Source organism: Sphingopyxis sp., assembly GCF_965227415.1.
Lineage (GTDB): Bacteria > Pseudomonadota > Alphaproteobacteria > Sphingomonadales > Sphingomonadaceae > Sphingopyxis.
Genome location: NZ_OZ245749.1, coordinates 953,883 through 980,489 on the forward strand (window position 1 = coordinate 953,883; position 26,607 = coordinate 980,489).

Genomic DNA, 26,607 nt, shown 5'->3' on the forward strand with positions numbered 1-26,607 from the left:
AATAGCTCATATCTATATTACGATCCGCTCGAATAATGCTGATGGTTCATATCGAAATTTCGCTTGTTACTCAATGCTGTTGCCACCCGTAGTTAACAGTCACTCGACCTATTAACCCGAACCCTGAAACCTGCATGCCCGCCGAATATGAATAAAATTCTCATTTCGTTTAATTTAACGGTGCCAGATCGGCAGGATTAAATGGAAAATCAGGTAAATCGCCGCCGCGAACCGGTTCGCTCGCCGACAAGCGTCCGGTTTCGGCATATCGACCGAAGAGAGGCGCGCGATTTGACGCGCACCGCGCGTTTGGGCGCGGACGATATCCAACGGATATCGGCTATTCTGGGCGGATCTGAGCGATGATGGTGCCCCTGGCCGGACTCGAACCAGCACTCCTTGCGGAACCGCATTTTGAGTGCGGCGCGTCTACCAATTTCACCACAGGGGCACGGCGCTTGCAGCGCGGCGCATCCCCTAAAGCGAAGCGCCGCTTTTTGCCAAGCTATTTCTTGAGCTCTTTCGCGAGCGTCTTGGCCGTCGCCTTGCCATAGGGCGGCTTGAAGCCGGCAAGTCCCGCAACATCGAGTTTCGGCTGCCGATAGACGGCGCGCGCATGGCTGAAGGTCCTGAACCCGTCGACGCCGTGATAATTGCCCATGCCCGACGGCCCGACGCCGCCAAAGGGCAGATCCTCCATCGCATTGTGGAACAGCACGTCGTTGACCGTCACGCCGCCCGAGATCGTCCGCGTCAGCACACGGTCTTCCTCGCTCTTGTCCTGCCCGAAATAATAAAGGCCGAGCGGGCGGTCGTTCGCATTCACATAGTCGATCGCTTCGTCGATCGTCTTGTAGGTCTTGACCGGCAGGATCGGGCCGAAGATTTCTTCCTGCATCACTTTCATGTCGCTGGTCGGATTGCGGACGATGTGGAGCGGCATCTTGTGGCCGTTGGCGCTCGCGAAATCCTCATTCCCCGGATTGACCTCGATCACCTCGGCGCCCTTCTCGCGCGCGTCGGTCAGATAGCTTTGCAGCCGGTCGTAATTGCGCACATTGACGACCGAGGTATAATCGTCGTTGGCGAGCAGCGTCGGATAGAGCGCCGCGGCGCCTTTGGTAACGCTGTCGATCACATCGCCTTCCTGATCCTCGGCGACGAGCAGATAGTCGGGGGCGAGGCAGATCTGGCCGGCGTTCATCATCTTGCCGAGCGCGACACGCTGGCCGACGAGATCCTTGTTCGCGCTGCGCCCGATGAAGGTCGGCGACTTGCCGCCAAGCTCGAGCGTCACCGGCACCAGATTGTCCGCGGCCGCGCGCATGATATGCCGCCCGACGCTCGTCGCGCCGGTGAAGATCATATGGTCGAAAGCAAGCTTCGAGAAAGCGATGCCGACATCGGCGTCGCCGGTGAACACCGCCATCTCGCTCTCGTCGAAATAATCGGGCACCAGCCGCGCCATCAGCGCCGAGACATTTTCGGTGAACTCGCTCGGCTTGATCATCGCGCGGTTGCCCGCCGCGAGCACGCCCGCCATCGGTACGAACACCATGCCGACGGGGAAATTCCACGGCGCGACGATGCCGACGACGCCCTTGGGCTGATAGACGACCTCGGCCTTCGCGCCGAGCAGCCCGAGCGGGAACGTCGGCTTGCGCTTCTCGCCCTTCGCCCAGCTCGCCATATGCTTTTTCGCGTGCTTGAGCGCGCTGACCGACGGCATGATGTCGGTCATCAGCGTCTGTTCGCGGCTGCGATGGCCGAAATCCTCGCTCACCGCCTTGGCGAACGCTTCGGCGTTGTCGACGAGCATGGCGATCGCGCGGTCGATGCGATCGGTCCGCACCGCAAGGCTTTCGGGCATGGCAGCCGTAAAGCTCGCCTTCTGCGCCGCGAGCACGTCGTCCATGCGCGCCGTTTCGCCGGCAATATCCTGCTTGATCGCGGTGGCCATGACCCATCTCCCTGTTTGGATTTGCCGCAGTTCACCATGCCGCGCGGTGAGTTGCAAGTTGAAACCCGCGCGCACCGCGTGATCGAGGGCGCCAAGGCCCGGCCCCGACGCCGGGGCCTCCGAGCCGCAGTGGAGCGCGGAGGGCCGGCTGACGACCAAAAGACGACGTCCGTTTTGTCGTCATCCCGGACTTGGTTCAGGATGACAGAGGGCCAACGACCCATTGCGGACGATCTTGACCTGTTCCCCGGCGAAGGCTGGGGTCCAGAGCGTGCGCACGCGACCTCGGCTCTCGAACGCCCTGGACCCCGGCCTTCGCGGGGGACCACGCTGGGTCGGGTGACCGCCCGCTCCCCACCCCAACCGGACGCCCAATCGATCGTCATCCCGAACTTGATCCGGGATCCATGAGTGCCACGGCAGCTATGGACCCCGGATCAAGTCCGGGGTGACGAAGGAGAAGACGATCGCTCTCAATCCGCTTCGGACTCTCGTTGCTGGTCTGAGGGGATTGGCAGCTAACAACCAATTGAAGACGTCCCTTTCATCGTCATCCTGAACTTGTTTCAGGATCCATGGTCCGCCGTCTCCTTCAGCACAGCGCCAAATTCGAGCTCAGGCGGTGGATGCTGAAACAAGTTCAGCATGACGAGAATTGAGGGGCAGCCTTCCACCCCGGTCCGGTCCTTCGCCGCGTTACGGTGACGGCCCCGACGCCCTGCCCGGAAAAACCTCTTTCCTACAATATCCTGCTATGCTTCAAGATGGTGGATGAGCAGCACCCTTCCCGCCCCAGCACGCAACCCGCACGCGTGTCGCCACAGGCGGCAGCCCGACGGGATCGTCATGAGGCTGAACTTCACTGAACTTTGGCTGCCCTTCTCCCGAAATGAGCGGGCCCGGAGATCGGCTTTCCTCCCCCTTTCGCATTTGCAGCATTTCCGCTAATCGGGCCGCCGACACAGTTTTCCCTTACGGAGTCTTCTGCCATGACCGCCACCGATCCCGTCGTTTTCCTTTCCTATGCACGCACCCCGATGGGCGGCATGCAGGGTGCGCTTTCGGACGCCAGCGCGACCGATCTTGGCGCGACCGCGGTGAAGGCAGCGGTCGAGCGCGCAGGGGTTTCGGGCGACGATATCGAGCGCATCTATATGGGCTGCGTGCTTCCCGCCGGGCTTGGCCAGGCGCCGGCGCGTCAGGCTGCGATCAAGGCGGGGCTGCCCAAGTCGGTGCAGGCGACGACCGTCAACAAGGTGTGCGGTTCGGGCATGCAGACGGTGATCATGGGCGCCGAAGCGCTCGCCGCCGGCAGCGTCGACCTGGTCGTCGCGGGCGGCATGGAATCGATGACGAACGCGCCCTACCTGCTCAAGAAGCACCGCTCGGGCGCGCGCATCGGTCACGACACCGCCTATGACCATATGTTTCTCGACGGGCTGGAAGACGCCTATGAAGCCGGCCGCGCGATGGGCACTTTCGCGCAGGACACCGCCGACGCCTATCAGCTGAGCCGTCAGTCGCAGGACGACTATACGCTCGAATCGCTGAGCCGCGCGAAGGCTGCGATCGCCGACGGTGCCTTTGCCGCCGAAATCGCTCCGGTGACGATCGCCGGGCGCAAGGGCGACGTCGTCGTCGACACCGACGAAGCGCCTGGCAAGGCTATGCCCGACAAGATCCCGACGCTGAAGCCTGCCTTTGCCAAGGACGGCACGATCACCGCCGCCACCAGCAGCTCGATTTCGGACGGCGCCGCCGCAGTGGTGCTGACGCGCCAGTCGGTCGCCGATGCGAAAGGCGCCAAGCCCGTCGCGCGCCTTGTCGCGCACAGCGCGCACGCGCAGGAGCCGAAGGATTTTACCGTCGCCCCCGTCGGCGCGATCAACAAGCTGCTCGCCAAGACCGGCTGGGCCATCGGCGATGTCGACCTGTTCGAAGTCAATGAAGCCTTTGCCTGCGTCGCGATGTTCGCAATGCACGACCTGGGCATTCCGCGCGAGAAGATCAACGTTCACGGCGGCGCAACCGCGCTTGGTCATCCGATCGGCGCCAGCGGCACGCGCATCATCACGACGCTGATCGCGGCGCTCCAGCGCCATGGCAAGACGCGCGGTATCGCAAGCCTGTGCATCGGCGGCGGCGAAGCGACCGCGGTTGCGATCGAACTGGTCTGAGTTACGCGTTCGAATGGTTGCACGGCGCCGTCGCACGACGGCGCCGTTTCGTCGCGTTCTGCGACAAACTGCGACACTAATGTATTGAAAATAAACACGCCGTTCCGGAACAATTCAAATCGACTCGCGTAATTCGTTCCTCAGTCATCGGGCAGATCCCCTTCCCCCTGACCGACTGAAAAGGAATGGCACAATGAAGAGCAAATTTCTCACCGCCGGCCTGATCGCCGCGATGATGGTTCCCGCAGTGGCGCAGGCCCAGACGCGCGAGATCCGCAATGATCGTCGTGACGTCCGTGAAGAGCGTGGAGAGCTTCGTGACGCGCAGCGTTATGGCGATCGCGGCGATGTCCGCGAGGAGCGCCGCGAATATCGCGATGCGAAGCGGGATCTGCGCGACAGCAAGCAGGATTGGCGCCGCGACACGCGCTATCAGAACTATCGCGCGCCGTTCAAATATCAGCAGTTTCGCGTCGGCGCGACGCTTCGTTCCAACTATTATACGCCGGCGTATCGGCCGACCTATGACAGCCGTTGGGGCGTTCCGCACCCGGGTCGCGGCCTGACCTATGTCCGCCACTATAACGACCTGCTGCTCGTCAACGTGCGAACCGGCCGGGTCGTCCAGGTCTATCGCAACCAGTTCCGCTGGCGCTGATCGCCGGACACGGCATTGACGGGAGAGGGTCCGGCGCGCAATCGCCGGGCCCTTTCTCGGTTCGGTTCGGCGATTGCCATTGCCGGGCACCCCGAAAGGGCATAGCCTTGGCTCCTTGTCGAAGGGGAGACATTGCCATGAAAAAATTCGTTCTGATCGCCGCGCTGGCGGCGCTGGCGGCTTGTTCGCAAAAGGCTGAAGAGTCGAAGGAAACGGCTGCGGCACCGGCCGAGGCGGCAGCGCCCGCACCCGCCGCGGCGACCGACTCGGGAACCCAACCGGGAACCTATGACGTCAAGATGGCCGACGGCACGACGGCCTCGACGACGATCAACGCCGACGGCACCTATGTCGACACCGACGCGAAGGGCAAGGAAATCAAGGGCCAGTATGCGACCCACGACGGCAAGGATTGCTTCGATCCCGACGGCGACGAAATGGGCATGTGCTGGGCGGTGACAAAGCCCGGCGCCGATGGCAGCTTTACCGCAACCGCGGATGACGGCACCGTCGTGACGGTGGCCCCGAAAAAGAAGTGAGCCGCTAAACCCGCCGTATCGGGGGCGGCTTCAGTCGCCCCAGATATGGTCGGTCTGGATCCAGCCCTTGCGGCCCTTGACGTCGAGCAGGCACCAGCCGTCCTTGCAGTCGGTGATGCGGCCAACGACACCCGGCTGCGCACGATAGGACACCGCGGCCGACAGGTTTGGCTCCTCGCGCATCGCCTGGATGCTGCCAGTCACGATCGCCGTGCGCGTGCGGCTTAACAGCCGCGCCGCCATCCAGCCTTGCGTGCCATCGGGATCCTCGATCTTGCGCCACGTCTCGAAGCGCGCGATCACCTTCACCGGCAAGTCCTTGCGGCGATATTCCCATGTCACCGGCACGTCGGGCGACGGCCCCTTGCGCATCCGCGCCTCGTCGACGTTGATCGATGCCCAATAGGGCAATTCGACGTCGGATTGCGCGGCGGCCGGCCCCACGGCGGCAGCGAAGGCTAGCAATGTTAGGATCTGGCGGCTGGTCATCGCTCTGCCTTGTCAAACTCGTCCGCGCTTTACAACCGTTCGCCGCGCGAAAGGCTGCGTCTGTCCCCAGCCTTTTCCACCGCCAGCCCCTTGACCCTTCGCCGCGAGCGCGCTCTATCGGCGGCCATGCCCGATTCATCCCGCCCCAAACGCCCGCGCGTTATCGTCACCCGCCAGCTGATGCCGCATGTCGAGGCACGCATGGCCGAATTGTTCGACGTCGCGCTCTCGGCAAACGACCATGCGTTCACCACCGACGAGCTGAAGGCCGCGGTCGCCGATTGCGACGTGCTGGTGCCGACGGTGACCGACGAGATCGACGCCGACGTGCTGAGCGCCGCGGGCGACCGGCTGAAGCTGATTGCGAACTTCGGCGCGGGGGTCGACCATATCGACCTGTCAGCCGCGCGCGCAAAGGGCATCATGGTGTCGAACACGCCGGGCGTGTTCACCGAAGACACGGCCGATATGACGATGGCGTTGATCCTGTCCGTCCCGCGCCGCCTTGCCGAGGGCGAGAAGCTGATGCGCTCGGGTCAATGGGCCGGCTGGGCGCCGAGCGCGATGCTGGGACACCGCGTCGGCGGCAAATTGCTCGGCATCATCGGCATGGGGCGCATCGGCCTCGCCGTCGCCCGCCGTGCGCGCGCCTTCGGGCTGTCGATCCACTATCACAACCGCCGCCGCCTGCCCGAGGCGATCGAGGAAGAATTGGGGGCGAGCTATCACGCCAGCGTCGATACGCTGCTCCGCATCAGCGACATTGTGACGCTTCACTGCCCGCACACCGCGGAAACGCACGAGATGGTCAACGCCGCGCGCATCGGATCGATGAAGCCGACGGCGTATCTCATCAACACCGCGCGCGGCGAGATCGTCGATGAAAAGGCCCTGATCGCGGCGCTTCAGACGGGCCGCATCGCCGGCGCGGGGCTCGACGTCTATACGCACGAACCCGCGGTCGATCCCGCGCTGCTCGCGCTCCAGAATGTCGTGCTGTTGCCGCATCTCGGCTCGGCGACGATCGAGGGCCGCGAGGCTTCGGGCGAAAAGGTCATCGCCAATATCCGCGCCTGGTGCGACGGGCACCGGCCCGCCGATCAGGTGCTGGAGGGGTGGGCCTGAGCGCCACCCCCAAAGCGGTCAATCCCCCGTCAGAATCCGGTCCACCAACTGCTTCACCGTCGGGGTGAAGTTGTTCGAGTAAAAGGGATCGGTCTTGAAATTGAAGGCGGCGTGGCCCGCAAACATCAGATTCTGTTCGGGATCGCCGCCGTGCGCGATATCCTGCAGCGTCTTCTGGATGCAAAAGCTGCGCGGGTCGGCGAGGTAGCCGGTGGTGTAATCGTCATGGTCCTTCCACGACGAAAAGCCGCAATGCGACAGGCAGCCCATGCAATCGGTCTGGTCCTTGCGGATCACCGCCTTGTCGGTCTCGGTAACGAACACCACCGTGTTGTCGGGGGTCTTCAGCGCCTCGGTATAACCCTCGGCCGCCCAGTCGCGCGCGCGCGCGCGCGGTCGTGCGGCGTGACCCAGAAATTCTTGCCCTTCACCCCGACATCGAGCTGGACGATATGATCGCCGGCTTCCTGTTTCGAATAAGGAATCTGGCGCTCCGAGCGCGCTTCCAGGTCGCGCAAAAAGGGTGTCCGCACCGCGCTGGAGTAGAATCCGGTGGGCGAGAAACGGTGGAGCAGCACGTCGCCGTCATCGAGGGTGCGGAGGCGGTCCTTCCACGCCTGCGGGATCGGGCTTTCTTCGGTCAGCAGCGGCCGCGTGCCGTACTGGAAAACGATCTGGCCGAGTTCGGGATTGTCGATCCAGTTCTCCCAGTCGCGCAGGTACCAGACGCCGCCCGCCATCACGATCGGCACATCGTCCGAAATGCCCTCGGCGCGCATCGTTTCACGCACCGCGGCGACGCGCGGATAAGGATCCTGCGGCACCAGCGGATCCTCGGCGTTCGACAGGCCGTTGTGACCGCCGGCGAGCCAGGGATCCTCGTAAACCACCGCGCCCAGAAGGTGCGGGACCTTGTGATACGCCCGCTTCCAGAGCGCGCGAAAGGCGCGCGCCGAGCTGATGATCGGCAAATACATGACATTATGCCGCTCTGCGATTTCGCTGAGCTTGTACGGCATGCCCGCGCCGCAGGTGACGCCGGCAACCATGCCCTTGGTCCGCGCCAGCACGCCTTCCAGGATCTCCTGCGCACCGCCCATTTCCCAGAGCACGTTGATGTTGATGGCGCCCTTGCCACCCGACACCTCATAGGCGCGTTCGACCTGCGCCACCGCGCCTTCGATGCCATAGCGGATCAGCTCTTCGTGCCGTTCGCGCCGCGTCAATGCGCTGTAAACCTGCGGGATGATCTTGCCCTCGGCGTCATAGCTGTCGGCGTTGACCGCCGACACCGTGCCGATGCCGCCCGCCGCGGCCCAGGCGCCGCTCGACATATGGTTGGTCGCCGACACGCCCTTGCCGCCCTCGACGAGCGGCCAAACTTCACGTCCACCATAGAGGATGGGCTTCAGACCTTTGAACACATGAACCTCTTTCTCTCCGCCGATCGCTTGCTCGCCGACCGACCCCGATACGGCTTCGCGTAAGCGGAAACCGGCAGGGAAAGTCAATGGTTGCACGCCCTATTCGGGAGAGAAGAGGCGGCGTCCCTTCAGCGCGCGACCATAGAGATTTTCATAGGCCGCGACCATGATTGATTCGTCGAACCGCGCCGCCGCGACGTCGCGGTTGGCGTGGCCGATCCGCGCGCGCAGCGCCGCATCGCCGACGAGCGCATCGAGCGCTTTGCGGAAGCCATCCTCGTCCGTTGCGATGAACGGGAAATTCTGTCCCGACACCATCGCCGCGACATCGCCGACATCGGGGCTGACGACGGGGAGGCCCGCCGCCATCGCCTCGATCACCGCGATCGGCGCCTGTTCGCTTCGCGACGATAACGCCAGCAGGTCGAAATGACCGATCCAGCGCGCTGGGTCGGTCATGAAGCCCGGCATGACCAAACGATCCGTCATGCCGCATTTCGCTGCTTCGGCGGCGATCGCCTCGCGTTCGGGCCCTTCGCCGACGATGACGAGCCGGACGGTTGCAGGCAATGCGGCGACGGCTCGCACCAGCCGCGGCAGGTCCTTGACCTTGCGCAGCCCGGCGACGGTGCCGATCCATATCTCGCCCTTGCGCCGTCCCACACCGGGGATCGGTACCGACGGCCCGTTGGCATAGGCGGCGACGTCGATCCCGTTGCGGATCAGGTGGACGCGCCGCCGTTTCCTCCATTCGTCGGCGGCGATCCGTTCGAGCAGGGTCGAAGGCACGACCAGCGCGTCGGTCGTCGGCAGCGCCAGGTGGCGGAAGGCGTTGCGCTTCCAGTTGCGCTTGATGCTCTCGTCCTCGTTGAATCCGTCCTCGTGATGGATCATCGGCGGCAGATGCAGGAACAGCGAAAACAGCCGGTGCGCCATCACTGCGTCCATCGATCCCCAATTATAGCTGAGGACGAGGTCGAAACGGCGCATATAGCGAACGAGCGCGCGATAACGCACGAGCCCGGGCTTGCCGTACAGCGGCGGCGCATCAGCCGGAAACCGAACGTCGATCGCCGGATCGATCGCATCGCGCGCACCCATGGCGTCGGGAACGGCCGACAGGATGACGTGGCGCGCGCGCGGCCCCATCAAATTCATCAGCCGGACGGCGCGCGCCTCCTTGCCGCCCAGCGAGAAGCTGGAATGAAGGTGCAGGAGACGCACGGGAGCGCGGGCGCCGGTCACGCGGCGGGCAGCTCCGATACCCAGCTGTCGATCGCCGCGCGCGCTTCGCTTTCGTCCATGGTCGGCGCGTGGCCGACGCCGGGCACTTCGACGAGCCGCGCTTTGGGTAGCGCGTCGGCCATTTTCTTCGACGCCGCGCCAGAGAGAATATCGGACAGCTCGCCGCGCAGGATGAGCAGCGGAATATCGCCGAGTGCCTGAAAGACGGGCCACAGGTCGACGCCGGCATCGCCGCCCCCCGGCACACGCAGCGGCGCCGCGATCTGCTTGTCGTAGTCGGTCACGATCCGCCCCTCGGGCGTCAGCCGGTGCGTGCGCTTGGTGATGCGCAGCCAATCGTGGATGTCGTAATGCGGATAAATGGCGCCGTTGAGGTCCGAATAGGCGCGCGCCGCGTGAATCCAGGTCGGCTGGCTGCCGCCCGAGCCGATATAGTCGCGGATGCGTTCCAGCCCTGCGGTCTCCAGCTCGGGTCCGACATCGTTGAGGACCGCGCCGACGACCCGCCCCGACTGCGTCGCTGCGAGCAGCATCGATATGAGTCCGCCGAGCGACGTACCGACCGTCGCGAAGCGCTGGATCTCCATCCCGTCGAGCAGCGCAATGACATCCTGCACATAGGTCAGCGGGACATAGGTCATCGGATCCTTGGCATAAGCGCTTTCGCCGCGCCCGCGGAACTCCACGACAATGACACGCCGTTTTGCTGCCATGAACGGCGCGACCCCTTCGAAATCGCGGGCGTTACGCGCGAGACCAGGCATGCAGAGGATCGGGGGTGCGGTTTCGCTGCCCGCGGGTCCGGCATAGATGCGCGCGTGCAGCCGGACGCCGTCGTGCGACCACCAATAGTGATCGTCCCAATCGCGCTTGATGTCCTGCCTCGCCGAAATCGCGCATCCCCTTCCGTCTCGCCCCGCCCGTCTATCGCCAACCAGCGCTCGCGGCGCAAGCCATCCGTGACCAAATGGGCCGGACCGGTTGCCGCCGCCGGTTTTCACCGATAAGACGCTAGTGACCATGAGCGAAGACCTGCTTTCCTTCGAACCCGCGACCGGCGACGAGCTATGGCGCGGCCCGGTGAGCAATGTCGATCGGGAAGTCGCGATCGCCCGCCGTGCCTGGCCCGAATGGGCCGCAAAAGCCGTCGCTTTTCGTTCCGAGACGCTCCGCCGCTTTGCCGACCGCGTAAAAGCCGAAGGCGAAGTGCTGGCCGACCTGATCGCGCGCGAGACCGGCAAGCCGCTGTGGGAAGCGCGTACCGAAGTCGAATCGGTCGCGAACAAGGTCGATATCTCGATCAAATCCTATGCCGAGCGCACCGCCAACCGCCGCATCGAAGGAGCCATGGGGCTTCGCAACGCGGTGCGCCACAAGCCGCATGGCACGCTGGCCGTTCTGGGTCCCTATAATTTTCCGGCGCACCTGCCGAACGGCCATATCGTTCCGGCGCTGCTCGCGGGAAATTCGGTGGTGTTCAAGCCCTCGGAAAAGACCCCGGCAGTTGGCGCAAAGCTGGTCGAGCTGTTCCACAGTGCCGGCGTGCCCGAAGAGGTGTTGCGGCTTGTCATCGGTGGGCCCGAGACGGGCAAGGCCTTGGCGGCGCATGACGGCCTCGACGGGCTGCTGTTCACTGGCTCGGCGCAAACGGGCGTCGCGTTGAATCGCCAGTTCGCCGACCGGCCGGGCAAGATCCTCGCGCTCGAAATGGGCGGCAATAATCCGATTGTCGTCTGGGACACGGCCGATATTGCGACTGCCGCCATCCTGGTCGTCCAGTCGGCGTTCCTCAGCGCCGGACAACGCTGTAGCAACGCGCGCCGCCTTATCGTCAAGGAAAGCGTGGCCGAAGCGCTGCTCGACGAAGTCAAGACGCTGGCGGGCCGATTGATTGTCGATCATCCGCACGCCGATCCCGCACCCTATATGGGGCCGGTGATCGACAATGAGGCGGCCGACCATCTGACCGAAAGCTTCCTGATCCTGATGTCGAACGGCGGGAAGGTTATCCGCCACATGGCGCGGCCCTTCCCGGGCCGCCCCTTCCTCACCCCCGGCATCATCGACGTGACGTCATTGCCCGAACGTCCCGACATAGAGCTGTTCGGCCCGCTGCTCCAGGTCGTCCGCGTCGACAGCTTCGAGGCGGCAATCGCCGAAGCCAACAACACCAGCTTTGGCCTGTCGGCGTCGCTGATCGGCGGCACGCCCCAGCTTTACGACCAGTTCTGGGCCAATGCCCGCGCCGGGGTAATCAACTGGAACCGGCCGACCAACGGCGCCTCCTCGGCGGCGCCGTTCGGCGGCATAGGCCTGTCGGGAAACCATCGCCCCAGCGCCTTCTATGCTGCCGACTATTGCGCCTATCCCGTCGCGAGCGCCGAAAGCGACGCGATCCGTGCGTCGATTGGCGTGGGCGTACGCGATCCCGAAGGGTCGCAGCTGGTGACCAAGAAGTATCTTTAGCCATCCTCCGACGTGACGGCGGCGGTTGAATAGCGACCCAATTTTACCTTCATCACCGTCAATAAAGCCTGCTTTGCGATTCCAGCGGCACGGGATCATCTATGCTGCATGGAAAAGACTCCCTCCCCTGCCGGTAAACTCTGGCTTGTCGGCGCCGGTCCCGGCGATCCCGACCTGCTGACGCTGCGCGCGGCGCGGCTGCTGACCATGGCCGATCTGGTCGTCCACGACGGGTTGGTCGGCGACGGCGTTCTTGCGCTGATTCCGCCGCATGTCGAACGGATCAGCGTCGCGAAGCAGCGCAGCCGCCACACGATGAAGCAGGAACTGATCAACGACCTGCTCGTCCGCGAAACGCTCGCGGGCAGACAGGTCGTACGGCTGAAGGGCGGCGACCCCTTCATCTTCGGCCGTGGCGGCGAGGAGCTTGAGGCCGCACGTGACGCGGGCGTCGCGTGCGAAGTCGTCCCCGGCATCACCGCCGCAGCCGGCTGCGCCGCACAGGCTGGTATGCCCCTAACCCACCGCGAGGACGCCAGTGCAGTCAGTTTCGTCGCTGGCCAGTGCAAGGACCTGACCGATCAGGACTGGTCGGGCCTTGCGGGCCATGGCCGCACGCTCGTCATCTATATGGGCCTCGCGACTGCCAGCGCGATCGCAGACAAGCTGATCGCCGACGGCGTATCGCCCGACCTGCCGGTCGCAGTCATCGAACGCGGCACCACCGCCGAAGCGCGCGTGCTGCGTACGCTTCTGACCGATCTCGGCGACCTTGTCGCGCGCGAGAAGATTGCCAGCCCGGCGCTGATCATCGTCGGCAAGGTCGCTGCGCGCGCCGACGCGCTCGATTGCCTCGGAGCACCCGGCGTTGCTGCAAAAATAAGGGACTTCACATGAAACTTCTCACGGGCAACGACCTGAAAACAGGATTTGTCACCTGGTGGACCGGCGCCGACTGGTCGCTGCATATCGAGGACGCCGCCGACGTCGGCGAGCATGGCGAGGCGATCCTTGCCGCCGAAGAAGGCGCGCGCCGCGTCAATGCGCCCTATATCATCGCGGGCGAGGCAACCGACGAAGGTCCGCGCCCCGCGCATATCAAGGACCGCATTCGCGCGCTCGGCCCGACCGTGCGCCCCGACCTGACATTGAAACCCGCCGATCCCGCGGCCGGCGACTGGGTGATCTGACATGTATAAATATGACGAATATGACCATGCGATGGTCGATGCGCGCGTCGCCGAGTTCAGCGACCAGGTGCGCCGCCGCCTCGCGGGCGAAATCACCGAGGATCAGTTCAAGCCGTTGCGCTTGATGAATGGCCTTTATCTCCAGCTTCACGCCTATATGCTGCGCGTCGCTGTGCCTTATGGCACGCTCGACGGGCGCCAGATGCGCATGCTCGCGCATATCGCGCGCAAGTACGACCGCGATTACGGCCATTTCACCACGCGCCAGAATATCCAGTATAACTGGATCAAGCTGGAGGACGCGCCCGCGATCCTCGCCGATCTGGCATCGGTCGAGATGCACGCGATCCAGACGAGCGGCAATTGCATCCGCAACATCAGCTCGGACCAGTGGGCCGGTGCCGCCGCCGACGAGATCACCGATCCGCGCCCATGGGCCGAACTGCTTCGCCAGTGGTCGAGCTTTCACCCCGAATTCAGCTATTTGCCGCGCAAGTTCAAGATCGCGGTGATCGCCGCCGATGAAGATCGCGCCGCGATGCGGCTTCACGATATCGGTATCCAGATCGTCGAGAAGGACGGCGTGCACGGCGCCGCTTTCTATGTCGGCGGCGGGATGGGCCGCACCCCGATGATCGCGCCGCTGATCAAGGATTTCGTGCCGCTGGGCGATATGCTGAGCTACGCCGAGGCGTGCCTGCGCGTCTACAACCGCTATGGCCGCCGCGACAATATCTACAAGGCGCGGATCAAGATCCTGATCCACGAGCTGGGCGCCGACGCATATCGCCGCCAAGTCGAGGAAGAATTCGCGCATGTGAAGTCGCTTGGCATCGACCCGCCAAAGGCCGAGTTCGATCGCATCGCCGCCCAATTCGCGCCGCCGCCGCTCGATGCCTCTGCTGCGGACGCGATCGACCGCAGCGATCCCGACTTCGCGGTGTGGGTCGACCAGAATGTCGCGAAGCACAAGGTGCCCGGCCATGCGATCGTCAACATCAGCCTGAAGCCCGTCGGCGGCATCCCCGGCGACGCCAGCTCGTCGCAGATCGACCTGATGGCCGACCTCGCCGAAAAGTACAGCCATGACGAGCTGCGCGTAACCCACGCGCAGAACATCGTGCTGCCGCACGTTCGCAAGGCCGACCTGTTCGCGATCTGGCAGGCGCTCGACGCCGCGGAGCTCGCGACGCCGAATCTCGACCTGATCAGCGATATCATCGCCTGCCCCGGCCTTGATTATTGCAGCCTCGCCAACGCGCGATCGATCCCGGTCGCGCAAAAGATCGCACAGCGTTTCGCCGACCCGGCGCGCCAACGCGACCTGGGCGAGCTGAAGCTCAAGATTTCGGGCTGCATCAACGCCTGCGGGCATCACCATGCGGGCCACATCGGCATTCTCGGCGTCGACCGCAAAGGCACCGAAAATTACCAGCTTCTGCTTGGCGGATCGGGCGCGGAGGACGTCAGCCTCGGCACGATCACCGGCCCCGGGTTCGACGAGGACGGGATCGTCGACGCGATCGAGCGCGTCACCGACAAATATCTGGCCGAACGGACCGATGGCGAACGCTTCGTCGATACCTATCGCCGCGTCGGCATGGCCCCCTTCAAGGAGGCGATCTATGGTTGAGCATATCCATTCGGACGGCGAGGAACCCTGCGTCACGCTCGACGCTTTTCTCGAGCAATCGAACGCGACCGCAGTGCGGCTCGAATCGGATGAGGACGCGCGTGCGCTGATTCCCTATCTCGACCGGCTCAAGCTGATCGAGGTCGCTTTCCCCAAGTTCCGCGACGGCCGCGGCTATTCGTCGGGGCGCATATTGCGTGAGGCGGGTTATGTCGGAGAACTGCGCGCGCAGGGCGACGTCCTCGTCGACCAGATCGCCTATTTGAAACGCTGCGGCTTCGACAGCTTTGCGCCGGAAAAGGACCTCAACCCCGCCGATGTCGAAGCAGCGCTGTCGCGCTGGCCCGAACATTATCAGGGCGCTGCCGACGGCGCGGTGCCGATCTGGAAATTAAGGCATGGCTGACGTGAAGACCTCTCCCCCCGATAACCGGACCGACCGCACCCGCGACCGGATCGACGTCGCGCCGCGTTTCACCCAATCCGACGTGATCCGCCTGAACAACCTGTTCCGTGGCCAGGACGCCGCCGAAGTCGTTGCAAGTGTGATCGGTGCGGGACTGCTCGGCGATACCGCGATCGTCTCCAGCTTCGGCGCCGAGAGCGCCGTGTTGCTCCATCTCGTGAGCCGCGCCGCGCCCGGCATGCCCGTGCTGTTTCTCGACACCGGCAAGCATTTCCCAGAAACGCTCGCCTATCGCGACGCGCTCGCCGCGCGGCTACAACTCAACATTGTCAACCTGACGCCCGATGCTGCCGATCTTGCCGCCAAGGACGCGACCGAGCTGCGCTGGTCCTATGATCCCGACGGCTGCTGCGAAATCCGCAAGGTGAAGCCGCTTGAAAAGGCGCTGGCCGATTTCGACACGTCGATCACCGGCCGCAAGGGATTTCAGTCTTCGACCCGCCAGGGCCTGCCGCGCTTTGAGCTCGACGGATCGACCGGACGCCTGAAATTCAACCCACTGGCCAACTGGACACGCGACGAACTCGACGCTTATTTCGACGCGCATGAACTGCCGCGCCATCCGCTGGAAGCCGACGGCTATCCGTCGATCGGTTGCTCGCCCTGCACGTCGAAGGTGCAGATCGGCGAAGACCCGCGTTCGGGCCGCTGGCGCGGCTGGGACAAGACCGAATGCGGCATCCATGAGGCGGTGTCGCCGATCGACGACAATCCGGCGAACGACCCGGCGTTCTGACGCCTATTCATAGTCGTCATATGCCATCGCATCATCCGCGAGGTCGCTGAACTTCGTCGTCTTCGCTTCGAAGTGCATGCGGATTTTGCCCGTCGAACCATGGCGCGATTTCGCGACGATCACTTCGGCCAGCCCGAAGACGCGTTCCATCTCCGCCGCCCATTCCTCATGCTGCGCGTGGATCTTGACATCGTCGCCTTCGATCGGCCGCTTGGGTTCGCGCGCCGCGACATAATAATCCTCGCGAAACACAAAGAGTACCATGTCTGCGTCCTGTTCGATCGAGCCCGATTCGCGAAGGTCGGAGAGCTGCGGACGCTTGTCTTCGCGGCTTTCGACCTGACGGCTGAGCTGCGACAATGCCATCACGGGTAGATTCAGTTCTTTCGCCAAAGTCTTGAGACCACGCGAAATTTCCGAAATTTCCTGGACGCGATTATCACCGCTCTTCGACGAGCCTTGCAGCAGCTGCAGATAGTCGACGACGATGAAGCCGATGTCATGACGGCGTTGCAGGCGGCGCGCGCGGGTGCGTAGGCTTGCGATCGTCAGACCCGGCGTATCGTCGATGAACAACGGCAAAGTCTGGAGCGTTTGCGCCGCGCGGCTCAGCTGCTGGAACTGCTCCTTGCTGATCTTGCCCATGCGCAGCGCTTCGCCCGACACGCCCGACTGTTCGGCAAGCACGCGCGTCGCGAGCTGATCGGCCGACATTTCGAGGCTGAAGAAAGCGACCTTCGCGCCCATATTCTTTTCGGGCGGAATACCGTCCTCTTCGTCGCGCCGGAACCGTTCGGCGGCATTATAGGCGATATTCGTCGCCAGCGAGGTCTTGCCCATGCCCGGACGCCCGGCAAGGATCATCAAGTCGCTGTTGTGCATGCCGCCGATCTTGGCGTTCATGCTGCCGATACCGGTCGTGATGCCCGACAGGTGACCGCCCGAATTGAGCGCGCGTTCGGCGGCCTGCAGCGCCGTCAGGCTCGCCGCGCTGAAGCTTTTGACCGATCCCATCTCGGCCTCACCGCCCGCGACGCGATACAGCGCGGTTTCGGCCTCTTCGATCTGCGCATGCGGATCGACGCTCTCGCTCGTGTCGAGCGCGCTGTCGACGAGCGTGCGGCCGACGCCGACCAGTTCGCGGAGCAGCGCGAGGTCGAAAATCTGCCGGGCAAAGTCGCGCGCACCGATCAGTCCCGCGCCGCTGCCAGTCAGCTGCGCCAGATAGCCGACGCCGCCAACCGCTTTCATCGCTTCATCGGCCTCGAAAAACGGCTTGAGAGTCACCGGCGTCGCAATGCTGTTGCGTTCGATCAGCGCCATCGCCTGCTGAAAGATGCGCCCGTGCAGCGGCTCGAAGAAATGCGCCGCGTTGAGCTGCACCGGCAGATCCTCGACGACTCGGTTGTCGATCAGGATCGCGCCCAGAAAAGCGGCCTCGGCCTCAATATTGCGCGGTAATTGACGCTCTTCCCCGGCGTTTGCCGGAGTGGCGAGACGGACGACATCTAACATGTGCGCTTCATGCTCCGTCACCCCGTTCGGTGCAACCGGTGATACTGTGCTGATCGGCAGAGCGGGGGGTGCTTCTGGGGATAAGTCCCCTTGCCCTTCAGGCGCGGCCAAGTAGAAGCACAGACAGCATGACCGACGCCGACCCTTCCCGACAGCGCATCATTTCCGTCGAACTCGATGAGGGCTCGATCGTCTGGCGCAATCCCGATGTCGAGCAGGAGCGGCGCGTTGCGATCTTCGACTTGATCGAAGACAATAAGTTCGTGCCGCAGCGCGGCCATCCCGACGGCTATGCCGGCCCCTACCGCCTGATGCTCCGCGTCGAGGAAGGTCGTCTGATCTTTGAAATCAGCCGCGAGGACGGCACGCCGCTCGAGGCGATCATCCTCGGCCTCGGCCGTTTCCGCCGTCCCATCCGCGACTATTTCGCGATCTGCGATTCCTATTATCAGGCAATCAAGACCTCGACCGCGCAACAGATCGAAACCGTCGACATGGCGCGCCGGGGGCTCCACAATGAAGCCGCCGAAATGCTCATGGACCGTCTCGACGGAAAGATTGCGGTGGATTTCGACACCGCACGGCGGCTGTTCACGCTGATCTGCGTGCTGCACATCAAGGGCTGACGATGGCAAAGGGGGCAGCCAGAAAGGCGACCACGGCGGCGCGCGACTGGCGCAGCACCGTCGCGCATTTTCTGCGCCGCGTTGCGGGCGGACTGCTGGCGCTGATCCTGCTGACCGGCCTGGCGCTGTGGTGGGCCGCGCGCTGGACGCCCGACCGCACCGATTTTCCGACCCAGGGCGTGACGATCAGCGCCGACAATGGCGAAGTCCATTGGGGATCGATGAAGGCCGCGGGCGCCGATTTTGCCTATATCGCCGCCACCGATGGCGCCGAAGGGCTCGACCCGATGTTCACCCGCAATCTGACGCACGCACGCGAGATCGGCGTTCAGGTCGGCGCGATCCACCGCTACAGCCTGTGCCAGCTCGCAACCGATCAGGCGGCAAATTTCATCCGCCACGTCCCGCGCCGAGCCGACGCGCTGCCCGCCGTTGTCTGGCTCGACTATGACGACCGGTGCCCCGATCGCCCGACGCGCGCGCTGCTGCTCTCCGAACTCGCGACCTTCCTCGCGCAGATAGAGGCGCACACCGGCAAGCGCAGCCTGATCGCTCCCGGCCCGTCGTTCGAGGCCGATTATAAGGTCACACAGGGTATCGCGCGCACAACGTGGCTTCGTCGCGACTTCTTCGAACCCGATTACGGCGCACACCCATGGGCGATGTGGCAGGCGAACAACTATATTCGCCTGACCGGGGCCGAAGGCACAGTCGGCTGGAACGTGCTGCGCCCGCAAGGAGAGATGCGATGAGTGAGACCCTCGACGAACTGATCGCCGCTGCGCGCGACGCGGCCAGCCGGGCCTATGCCCCCTATTCCAGCTTTCATGTCGGCGCCGCGCTGCTGCTCAAAAATGGCGACATCGTCACCGGCGCCAATGTCGAAAATGCCAGCTATGGCCTTACTCTCTGTGCCGAAACCGCAGCGATCGCAAAGATTGCGAACGAGGGCTGGATCGGCGAACTCGCCGAAGTCGCCATCGTCGGCGGCCGTCCGGACGGTGACGCGCTGATCGGCAGCGATCCCGTCAATCCGTGCGGCCGCTGTCGCCAGATACTGAACGAGGCCGCCGAGCGGTCAAAGACTGACATCCTTGTCCACTGCGCCTCGGGCGACGGTAAGGAAATCCGGACCTACCGGCTCAGCCAGTTGCTGCCCGCGGCGTTCGGGCCCAAGGATCTGGGGCTTATCGACTGACCGCTTGCGCAAGACGTACAGGACCGACAAGAAACACGCATGGCCATACTTTCCGACAAATGGATTCGCGAAGCCGCCCAAACGCAGGGCATGATCGAGCCGTTCGTGGAGGCGCAGCGCCGCGACGGCTGCATCAGCTACGGCCTCTCCTCCTATGGCTATGACGCGCGCGTCGCTCCCGAATTCAAGATTTTCACCAACGTCGACAGCACGATCGTCGATCCCAAGGATTTCAATCCGAAGAATTTCGTCGACCGCGAAACCGACGTCTGCATCATCCCGCCGAACAGCTTCGCGCTTGCCCGGACGGTCGAATATTTCCGTATCCCGCGCGACGTGCTTGTCATCTGCCTCGGCAAGTCGACTTACGCGCGCTGCGGCATCATCGTGAACGTCACGCCGCTCGAGCCCGGCTGGGAAGGCCATGTGACGCTCGAATTCTCGAACACCACGCCGCTGCCAGCAAAGATTTACGCCAACGAGGGCGCGTGCCAGTTCCTGTTCCTGCAAGGCAATGAGCCATGCGAGACGAGCTATGCCGACCGCGCGGGCAAATATATGGGGCAAAAGGGCGTTACCTTGCCCAAGCTCTGAATTCCAAGAGATCGTGATGGCGAACGGTGGAACAGCGCGTAATCCGGCGTCTCATAAATCGCCCCGGATTGCTTCGCACCGACCGCAGGGACGATGAGCGGTTGCCTCGGAGTCAAAGCATGATAACGTTCCCAAAAATAGAAACACGGGGACGAGGCCATGAAATTACGTTCGATCGCACTTGCCGTCGCTGCGTTGCTTTCCTCCGCCACTGCGCGCGCGGAAGGCTATCTGAAGGTCGAGGGCACCCAGATCGTCGACGACAGCGGCAAGCCAGTGATCCTGCGGGGCATGGGGCTCGGCGGTTGGATGCTGCAGGAAGGCTATATGTTGCAGCTCGGCGAGGTCGGGCAGCAGCATATAATCCGCGCCAAGCTCGTCGAACTGGTCGGTGAGGACCGAACCGCGGACTTCTACCGCGCCTGGCTCGACAACCACACGACGCGCGCCGACATCGACCAGATGGCTAAATGGGGCTTCAATTCGGTGCGTCTGCCGATCCATTTCGACCAGTTGACGCTTCCCGCAGACAAGGAACCGACGCCAGGTCAGGACACATGGCTTGAAGACGGCTTTCAGCGCATCGACCGCCTGCTCGAATGGGCCAAGGCGAGCCGCATGTACCTGATCCTCGACCTGCACGCCGCGCCGGGTGGTCAGGGCAACGACCTTGCCATCTCCGACCGCGATCCGACGAAACCGTCGCTGTGGGAGAGCGAAGAGAACCAGCGCAAGACCGTCGCGCTGTGGAAGAAACTGGCCGCGCGCTACAAGGACGAGCCGTGGATCGGCGCGTATGACATGATCAACGAGCCCAACTGGAGCTTCGCGACTCCGGGCAAAGGCAATGGCTGCGACGAAACCCAAAGCGAGACGGTGTGGGCGCTTCAACAGCGGATCACCCAAGCGATCCGCGAGGTCGACGCAAAGCATATCGTGATTATCGAGGGCAATTGCTGGGGCAATAATTACAAGGCCCTGCCGCCCGCGTGGGACGCCAATATGGCGATCAGCTTCCACAAATACTGGAATCGCAACGACATTGCGAGCATCGCCGACATGGTGAAAATGCGCGCGAGCTATGGCCGCCCGATCTGGCTCGGTGAGTCGGGCGAGAACAGCAATGTCTGGTATCGCGACGCCATTGCACTGGTCGAGGGCGAAGGCATCGGATGGAACTTCTGGCCCCTCAAGAAGATCGGCTTCAACCAGCCCCTCGAGATTGAACCTGGCCACGGCTGGGCAAGGATTGTTGCGTGGGCAACAGGAAAGGGGCCAAAACCCGACGCCGACGAGGCCTATGCCGCGATGATGGCGCTTGCTCGCAACAGCCGGTTCGACCGCAACATTCCGAAGCCCGATGTGATCGATGCGATGTTCCGCCAGCCGCATGGTGCAAGCTACACGCCGTTCGTCGCGCGAACTCTTGAAGGAGTGCCGTTGACAACAGGTGCTGCCGACTATGACCTCGGCTCTGCCGGGGAAGCCTATCATGATAGTGTCGACGCCAATTATCATGTCGCAACCGGCGGCAAGCGGGCGCCGTGGAACAATGGCACAACCTATCGCAACGACGGCGTCGACATCGCGCTTGCCGCCGACGGCGCCCCCTACGTCACCGACTTCGTCACGGGCGAGTGGATGCGCTACAGCGCCGACGTCGCGAAGGCGGGCCGGTGGACCGTCACTGCGCGCGTGCGCTCGGCAAAGGGCGGTCGCATCGGCATCGACGAAAGCGGCGTCGCCATTCCCGCCGGCACCGCGTGGCAGGTTATAAAGCTTGCCGAGCTGGACCTGCCCGCCGGACCTGGCACGGCCACCCTCCGCGCGATCGATTGCAGCGACTGCGAGGTCAGCGCGTTGATCTTCACGCCACGCTAGGCCGGAACTTCCCCTGCCCTTCGCGCGTCCTAACCGCAGAGGCGGAGGGGCACGCAAAGGAGGATGCCCCATGTCCATGATCGCCGTTTTCATCGGCCGCCTGTTCATTGCCGTGATCTTCGTCGTTTCGGGGATCAACAAGCTGATCCATGTCAGCGACACCAGCGCGATGATTTCCGCCGCCGGTTTGCCCGGCGGCCTGGCTATACCGACCGGTCTGTTCGAGTTGATTGCGGGTACATGCATCGCGCTTGGCATTTATGCCCGGCTCTTTTCGTTGCTGCTCGCCGGTTTCGTGCTGATGACCATCCTCTTTTTCCACCGCGAGTTTACCGATCCGATGCAAGCGATGGCCGCGATGAAGAATCTCGCGATCGCGGGCGGTCTGTTGTGCCTGTTCGGTTATGGCCATACGCGCTGGAGTTATGACGGCCTGCGCCAGCGTCGCCGCGACGAACTCGCCGCACACGACGCCGAACTCCGCGCCGTCCGCGCTGAAGCCCGTGCGGAAGCCGTGGATACGCCGGTTGCGGTGCAGCGCCCATGGTGGCGCCGCTGACGCTTCGCGCTTGGCATCGCGCGCGGTCTGCGCTAGCCTCTACTTAACGTTTACGTAAAGGGAGGGTTTGCCATGACCGCGGGCCGCGATCTCGATATCATCGTCTATGGCGCGACGGGCTTTACTGGTCGCCTTGTCGCCGAATATCTCGCGCACGACTATAAGGGCCGCAAGGACGCGCCGAAATGGGCGATGGCGGGGCGCAGCCTCGACAAGCTCGCGGAAGTCCGCGACCTCATCGGCGCGAGCGAAGAGACGCCGCTGATCGTCGCCGACGCAAGCGATCCCGCGAGCCTCGACGCGATGGCCGCGAGCACTCGGGTCGTGCTCACCACTGTCGGCCCGTACCAGCTCTATGGCAATGAACTCGTCGCCGCCTGCGTCCGTGCGGGTACCGCTTACGCCGACCTTTGCGGCGAACCGGGCTGGATGCGCGAGATGATCGACGAACATGAGGCGTCGGCCAAGGCTTCTGGCGCACGCATCACCTTCAGCTGCGGCTTCGACTCGATTCCGTTCGACCTCGGCGTGCTGTTCCTTCAGGCCGAAGCTGTGAAGCGTCACGGCAAACCGGCGCCGCGCGTCAAGGGTCGCGTGCGCAAGATGGCAGGCGGCGCGTCGGGCGGCACGATCGCCAGCCTGACCGAAACGCTGAAAGCGATCGCCAAAAAGCCCTCACTCGCGCTGCTGCTAAAATCCTCCTTCGCGCTGACACCCGGCTTTGAAGGTCCATCGCAGCCGACCGGATTGATGCCCGAATATGACAGCGCGACGGGAACCTGGACCGCGCCGTTCGTGATGGCTCCGATCAACACCAAAAATGTTCACCGCACCAATTTCCTGCTCGGTCACAAATGGGGCGACGATCTGGTCTATGACGAAATGGTGATGACCACGATCGGCGACGCAGGCAAGGCAATGGCCGAGGCGATGGCAAAGGCAAACCCCTTCGACCCGAGCATCAAACCCGGCGAGGGTCCAAGCAAGGAAGCGCGCGAAAGCGGATTCTATGACGTGTTGTTCATCGGCGAATATCCCGACGGCACGACAGTGCGCGCGAGTGTCCAGGGCGACCGCGACCCCGGCTATGGCTCGACGTCGAAGATGCTGGCCGAGACGGGTATTGCGCTGCTTGAAAACAAGGGCGCGGGCGGCGTCTGGACACCGGGTGCGCTGCTCGGCGATGCTTTGATCGCGCGACTGACTGCCTATGCCGGACTGACGTTCCAGATCGAGGAATAAGCTTCCCATGACGACCTCTCCCAGCGCGCTCGACGCGCTTCTCTCCACCGTGCGCGTCGAAGGCGACGTCGCCAAAGCGCATATCGACGAAGGCTGGATGCAGGGCCGCACCGCCTATGGCGGGATCAGCTCGGCAGTCGCGCTTGCGGGCACGATGGCGCTTCATCCGACCGATACACCGCTCCGCTATGCCCAGATCAGTTTCGTGGGCCCGGTCGGCGGCGATTGCACAGTAAGCACCCGCGTGCTCCGCCAGTCCAAATCGAGCCTGTTTATCGATGCCGGCGTGTCGAGCGATCAGGGCTTCGGCACCGCAGCCGTCTTCGCTTTCTCGGGCGACCGCGTAAGCCATCTCGACCACAACCGCCTGACGATCCCCGACACGCCTGATCCCGATACCTTGCAGCCGGTTCCCGATCATAAGGCGCGGCCATCCTTCACGCGCCATTTCGACATGCGGCCGACGACCGGGCCGAGGTTCGACTGGAAGAGCGAGGTCGGCGAATATCTGACCTGGGTCCGCTTCGTCGAAGAGCCGGCGTGCCATCCCGCGGTGGCGCTGCTCGCCATGGGCGATGCGCTGCCTCCGGCAGCGATGGCGCTTTTCACCGAGTTCGGCCCGATCAGCTCGATGAACTGGACGATCAACATGCTGACCGGCACGCCCGAAACCGACGACGGCTGGTGGCTGCTCTCGGCGAAGACCGGCTATGCGCGCGGCGGCGTGTCGGTGCAGGACATGATGCTGTGGAACCGCGACGGCGAGCCGGTACTGAGCGGCAGTCAGGCGATTGCGATCTACGCCTGAAGCGGCAGCGCAATGACCGCGTCGAGCCCGCCGCCCGCGCGGCTCGCAAGCGTCAGCGTGCCGCCCTCGCCACCCGCGATCTCGCGAGCGATCGAGAGGCCCAGTCCCGCACCGCCGGTTGCGCGGTTGCGCGACTGCTCGCCGCGCGCGAACGGTTCGATCAAGGTCCGGATCTGCTCGTCGGTCAGGCCGGGGCCGTCGTCCGATATGATGATCCGCGCGTCGCCACTCTCGCTTGCAACCGACAGTCGCGCGCGGATGCCATAGGCGAGCGCATTGTCGACCAGATTGCGTAGCGCGCGGCGTAGCAGCATCGGCCGCGCGAAAACCGCCGCATCGACAATCTCGCCAAGGCCGACGTCCTTGCCGCGCTCGCGGTAATCTTCCGTCAGCTCGCGCACCAGCGTGCGCAGGTCGATGCGCTCCTGCGCTTCGGTTCCCGCGCCCGATCGTGCGAGCGCGAGAATGTCGGTCAGCATCGCGGTCATCTCTTCGATCGAGGCGATCATCTTGTCGCGCAGCGTCTCGTCCTCAACCCCCTCGACGCGGACGCGCAGGCTCGCGAGCGGCGTGCGAAGGTCATGCCCGACCGCGCCGAGCATCCGGTCCTTGTCCGACAACATCGTACCGATGCGGATACGATAGGCGTTGAACGCGGCGATCAGGTCGCGGACGTCGGAGGGCCCCTCTTCCTCCAGCGGGATTGTGTCACGCAGCGCCGGATTGGCGCGCGCGGCACGGGTCAGGTCGCGCAGAGGCCGCGCGGCACGGTAGGCAATCACGATGATCGGGATCAGCAACAGCAGGTATAACGACAGCGTCTGCCAGACGAGGAAGCCCTGAAGCCGGTTACCCCCTGCGGCGATACGCGTGCGCACGGCAAAATATCGCCCGTCGACCTTTGCCACCACAGTCACGGCCCGGTCGGGAAAAGCCGCGCGCTGCAATCTTTGCCGCTGCCGAGGCGGCAGCACCCAGGCGTCGACCGTCTCGGCGTGGATATCGGTGTCTGCGAGTAGCCCGCTGACATAGCTGGACAAATCGGGAAGGCGCACAGCACCCGTCGGCAGTGGCGGCGCCTGGTCCGAGATCGACATTTTCGACGCGCGCTCGCGCGCCTCCTCATCGTCGCGATCGCGCGGCCGCCTGAAATCGCCACGCCGGTCGCGCTCCATCGCATCGATGATGCGCGCCACCGCCATGCCGCCGCCGTGCGCAAGCGTCTGTTGCTTCATCCCGCGGGCCAGCAGGACAAAATTGATCGCCTGTGCGAGAAACAGCATCACCGCGACCGCAAAGACAAGCTGGCCGACAAGGCTCTTGGGCCAGAGGCGCAGTTTCACGCCACCGGACCCATTCGCCTTACCTCGCATGCGAGCGTATATCCGCCGCCCCATACGGTCTTGACGATCTGGGGATGCGCGGCGTCGACCTCGATCTTCTTGCGCAGGCGGCTGACGAGATTGTCGATAGCGCGATCGAAGATGTCGGCTTCGCGTCCGCGGACCAGGTCGAGCAGGCGGTCGCGGCTCATCACCTGGCGCGGATGGCGCACCAGCGCGTGAAGTAGATGATATTCGCCCGACGACAGCGCCACTTCCTCGCCTGCCTCGTCGACGAGGACGCGCTCAACCTCGCGCAGCACCCATGGGCCGAAGGCATAGCTTGTTCCGCTGTTGTCGAGCGCACGGCCGTTCGCCTGCGTCCGGCGCAGGACGGTGCGGATGCGGGCAACCAGCTCGCGTGGGTTGAACGGTTTCACGACATAATCGTCGGCACCAATTTCCAGCCCGATAATCCGCTCGGTGTCCTCGGCGCGCGCCGTGAGCAGGATAACGGGAATGCTGCTCGTCTCGCGCAGATGGCGCGTCAACGACAGTCCGTCCTCGCCGGGCATCATGATGTCGCTGACCACCAGATCGACCGATTGCGCGCGCAAGATCGACCGCGCCTCGGCAGCACTCGCGGCGTCGGTCACGGCAAAACCCTGTGCCTCCAGATATTCGGAGAGGGGTTCGCGAATCGAAGGTTCGTCGTCGATCAGCAGGATGCGCGGCGTGTCGGTCATCGTCGATC

At 64.0% G+C, this 26,607-nt stretch carries 25 protein-coding genes, 1 tRNA gene and 1 pseudogene; 18 read left to right on the forward strand and 9 right to left on the reverse strand.

Annotated features, from left to right (window positions below):
* Positions 1–366: 366 nt before the first annotated feature.
* A tRNA-Leu gene (locus ACO055_RS04615) sits at positions 367–451 on the reverse strand.
* A 54-nt stretch (positions 452–505) separates the two neighbouring features.
* Positions 506–1,960, reverse strand: coding sequence for a coniferyl aldehyde dehydrogenase (locus tag ACO055_RS04620; RefSeq protein ID WP_422061425.1), 1,455 nt, complete (start codon positions 1,958–1,960; stop codon positions 506–508).
* Between the two features lie 989 nt (positions 1,961–2,949).
* Here ACO055_RS04620 and ACO055_RS04625 point away from each other — a divergent pair.
* The 3 genes from ACO055_RS04625 (at position 2,950) to ACO055_RS04635 (ending at position 5,334) form a co-directional block, all read left to right on the forward strand.
* A complete protein-coding gene (locus tag ACO055_RS04625) occupies positions 2,950–4,137 on the forward strand; it encodes an acetyl-CoA C-acyltransferase (protein ID WP_422061426.1) in 1,188 nt (395 codons plus the stop codon).
* Between the two features lie 193 nt (positions 4,138–4,330).
* Positions 4,331–4,795 (forward strand): RcnB family protein, encoded by a 465-nt coding sequence (locus tag ACO055_RS04630; protein ID WP_422061427.1) that lies wholly within the window; start codon positions 4,331–4,333, stop codon positions 4,793–4,795.
* 137 nt (positions 4,796–4,932) lie between these two features.
* Entirely contained in the window at positions 4,933–5,334 is a 402-nt protein-coding gene (locus tag ACO055_RS04635; RefSeq protein WP_422061428.1) for a hypothetical protein, read from the forward strand.
* 30 nt (positions 5,335–5,364) lie between these two features.
* Here ACO055_RS04635 and ACO055_RS04640 read toward each other — a convergent pair whose 3' ends face one another.
* Positions 5,365–5,823, reverse strand: a complete 459-nt coding sequence (locus ACO055_RS04640) for an SH3 domain-containing protein (protein ID WP_422061429.1) — start codon at positions 5,821–5,823, stop codon at positions 5,365–5,367.
* Between the two features lie 126 nt (positions 5,824–5,949).
* Here ACO055_RS04640 and ACO055_RS04645 point away from each other — a divergent pair, with 126 nt between their 5' ends.
* Complete coding sequence (locus ACO055_RS04645; protein ID WP_422061430.1) at positions 5,950–6,948, forward strand: 2-hydroxyacid dehydrogenase; 999 nt, start codon at positions 5,950–5,952, stop codon at positions 6,946–6,948.
* An 18-nt stretch (positions 6,949–6,966) separates the two neighbouring features.
* Here ACO055_RS04645 and ACO055_RS04650 read toward each other — a convergent pair.
* From ACO055_RS04650 to ACO055_RS04660, 3 genes and pseudogenes are all read right to left on the reverse strand, one after another.
* Positions 6,967–8,372: pseudogene (locus ACO055_RS04650) on the reverse strand (NAD(P)H-dependent flavin oxidoreductase).
* 99 nt (positions 8,373–8,471) lie between these two features.
* The gene (locus ACO055_RS04655; RefSeq protein ID WP_422061431.1) at positions 8,472–9,617 is read right to left on the reverse strand and encodes a glycosyltransferase family 4 protein; all 1,146 of its coding nucleotides are present in this window, start codon (positions 9,615–9,617) and stop codon (positions 8,472–8,474) included.
* Positions 9,614–10,510 carry an alpha/beta fold hydrolase gene (locus tag ACO055_RS04660; protein WP_422062416.1) on the reverse strand — a complete coding sequence of 299 codons (897 nt, stop codon included), beginning with the start codon at positions 10,508–10,510 and terminating at the stop codon, positions 9,614–9,616. Before ACO055_RS04660 ends, ACO055_RS04655 begins: the two co-directional genes overlap by 4 nt.
* Positions 10,511–10,637: 127 nt before the next feature.
* Between ACO055_RS04660 and astD the strand changes: the two genes are divergently transcribed.
* The 6 genes from astD to ACO055_RS04690 all read left to right on the forward strand — a co-directional run bounded on the left by astD (position 10,638) and on the right by ACO055_RS04690 (position 16,108).
* Positions 10,638–12,083: a succinylglutamate-semialdehyde dehydrogenase gene (astD, locus tag ACO055_RS04665; protein ID WP_422061432.1), complete on the forward strand. Its 1,446-nt coding sequence runs from the start codon at positions 10,638–10,640 to the stop codon at positions 12,081–12,083.
* A 108-nt stretch (positions 12,084–12,191) separates the two neighbouring features.
* Positions 12,192–12,980 carry a uroporphyrinogen-III C-methyltransferase gene (cobA, locus tag ACO055_RS04670; RefSeq protein ID WP_422061433.1) on the forward strand — a complete coding sequence of 263 codons (789 nt, stop codon included), beginning with the start codon at positions 12,192–12,194 and terminating at the stop codon, positions 12,978–12,980.
* Positions 12,977–13,273, forward strand: coding sequence for a DUF2849 domain-containing protein (locus ACO055_RS04675; protein WP_422061434.1), 297 nt, complete (start codon positions 12,977–12,979; stop codon positions 13,271–13,273). Before cobA ends, ACO055_RS04675 begins: the two co-directional genes overlap by 4 nt.
* 1 nt (position 13,274) lies before the next feature.
* Positions 13,275–14,906 carry a nitrite/sulfite reductase gene (locus ACO055_RS04680; protein WP_422061435.1) on the forward strand — a complete coding sequence of 544 codons (1,632 nt, stop codon included), beginning with the start codon at positions 13,275–13,277 and terminating at the stop codon, positions 14,904–14,906.
* A complete protein-coding gene (locus tag ACO055_RS04685; protein WP_422061436.1) occupies positions 14,899–15,312 on the forward strand; it encodes a DUF934 domain-containing protein in 414 nt (137 codons plus the stop codon). The genes ACO055_RS04680 and ACO055_RS04685 overlap by 8 nt, the downstream gene beginning before the upstream one ends.
* The gene (locus tag ACO055_RS04690) at positions 15,305–16,108 is read left to right on the forward strand and encodes a phosphoadenylyl-sulfate reductase (protein ID WP_422061437.1); all 804 of its coding nucleotides are present in this window, start codon (positions 15,305–15,307) and stop codon (positions 16,106–16,108) included. The genes ACO055_RS04685 and ACO055_RS04690 overlap by 8 nt, the downstream gene beginning before the upstream one ends.
* A gap of 3 nt (positions 16,109–16,111) precedes the next feature.
* On the opposite strand, the gene ACO055_RS04695 is transcribed toward ACO055_RS04690, so the two are convergent.
* Positions 16,112–17,623 carry a replicative DNA helicase gene (locus ACO055_RS04695; protein ID WP_422061438.1) on the reverse strand — a complete coding sequence of 504 codons (1,512 nt, stop codon included), beginning with the start codon at positions 17,621–17,623 and terminating at the stop codon, positions 16,112–16,114.
* A gap of 128 nt (positions 17,624–17,751) precedes the next feature.
* Here ACO055_RS04695 and ACO055_RS04700 point away from each other — a divergent pair, with 128 nt between their 5' ends.
* From ACO055_RS04700 to ACO055_RS04735, 8 genes are all read left to right on the forward strand, one after another.
* Positions 17,752–18,249 (forward strand): UPF0262 family protein, encoded by a 498-nt coding sequence (locus tag ACO055_RS04700; RefSeq protein WP_422061439.1) that lies wholly within the window; start codon positions 17,752–17,754, stop codon positions 18,247–18,249.
* Positions 18,250–18,251: 2 nt separating this feature from the next.
* Positions 18,252–19,001: a glycoside hydrolase family 25 protein gene (locus ACO055_RS04705; RefSeq protein WP_422061440.1), complete on the forward strand. Its 750-nt coding sequence runs from the start codon at positions 18,252–18,254 to the stop codon at positions 18,999–19,001.
* Positions 18,998–19,447 (forward strand): cytidine deaminase, encoded by a 450-nt coding sequence (locus ACO055_RS04710; protein WP_422061441.1) that lies wholly within the window; start codon positions 18,998–19,000, stop codon positions 19,445–19,447. Before ACO055_RS04705 ends, ACO055_RS04710 begins: the two co-directional genes overlap by 4 nt.
* A gap of 39 nt (positions 19,448–19,486) precedes the next feature.
* The gene (dcd, locus tag ACO055_RS04715) at positions 19,487–20,041 is read left to right on the forward strand and encodes a dCTP deaminase (protein ID WP_422061442.1); all 555 of its coding nucleotides are present in this window, start codon (positions 19,487–19,489) and stop codon (positions 20,039–20,041) included.
* 159 nt (positions 20,042–20,200) lie between these two features.
* Positions 20,201–21,922 carry a cellulase family glycosylhydrolase gene (locus tag ACO055_RS04720; protein WP_422061443.1) on the forward strand — a complete coding sequence of 574 codons (1,722 nt, stop codon included), beginning with the start codon at positions 20,201–20,203 and terminating at the stop codon, positions 21,920–21,922.
* 70 nt (positions 21,923–21,992) lie between these two features.
* Positions 21,993–22,481, forward strand: a complete 489-nt coding sequence (locus tag ACO055_RS04725; protein WP_422061444.1) for a DoxX family protein — start codon at positions 21,993–21,995, stop codon at positions 22,479–22,481.
* Positions 22,482–22,553: 72 nt separating this feature from the next.
* Complete coding sequence (locus tag ACO055_RS04730) at positions 22,554–23,723, forward strand: saccharopine dehydrogenase family protein (RefSeq protein ID WP_422061445.1); 1,170 nt, start codon at positions 22,554–22,556, stop codon at positions 23,721–23,723.
* A gap of 7 nt (positions 23,724–23,730) precedes the next feature.
* Entirely contained in the window at positions 23,731–24,531 is an 801-nt protein-coding gene (locus tag ACO055_RS04735; protein ID WP_422061446.1) for an acyl-CoA thioesterase, read from the forward strand.
* Here the strand turns inward: ACO055_RS04735 and ACO055_RS04740 are convergent.
* Positions 24,522–25,874 (reverse strand): sensor histidine kinase, encoded by a 1,353-nt coding sequence (locus ACO055_RS04740; protein WP_422061447.1) that lies wholly within the window; start codon positions 25,872–25,874, stop codon positions 24,522–24,524. The two genes, ACO055_RS04735 and ACO055_RS04740, sit on opposite strands and share 10 nt — an antisense overlap.
* On the reverse strand, positions 25,871–26,599 hold the full coding sequence (locus tag ACO055_RS04745; protein WP_422062417.1) for a response regulator: 729 nt from the start codon (positions 26,597–26,599) through the stop codon (positions 25,871–25,873). Before ACO055_RS04745 ends, ACO055_RS04740 begins: the two co-directional genes overlap by 4 nt.
* Positions 26,600–26,607 lie beyond the last annotated feature (8 nt).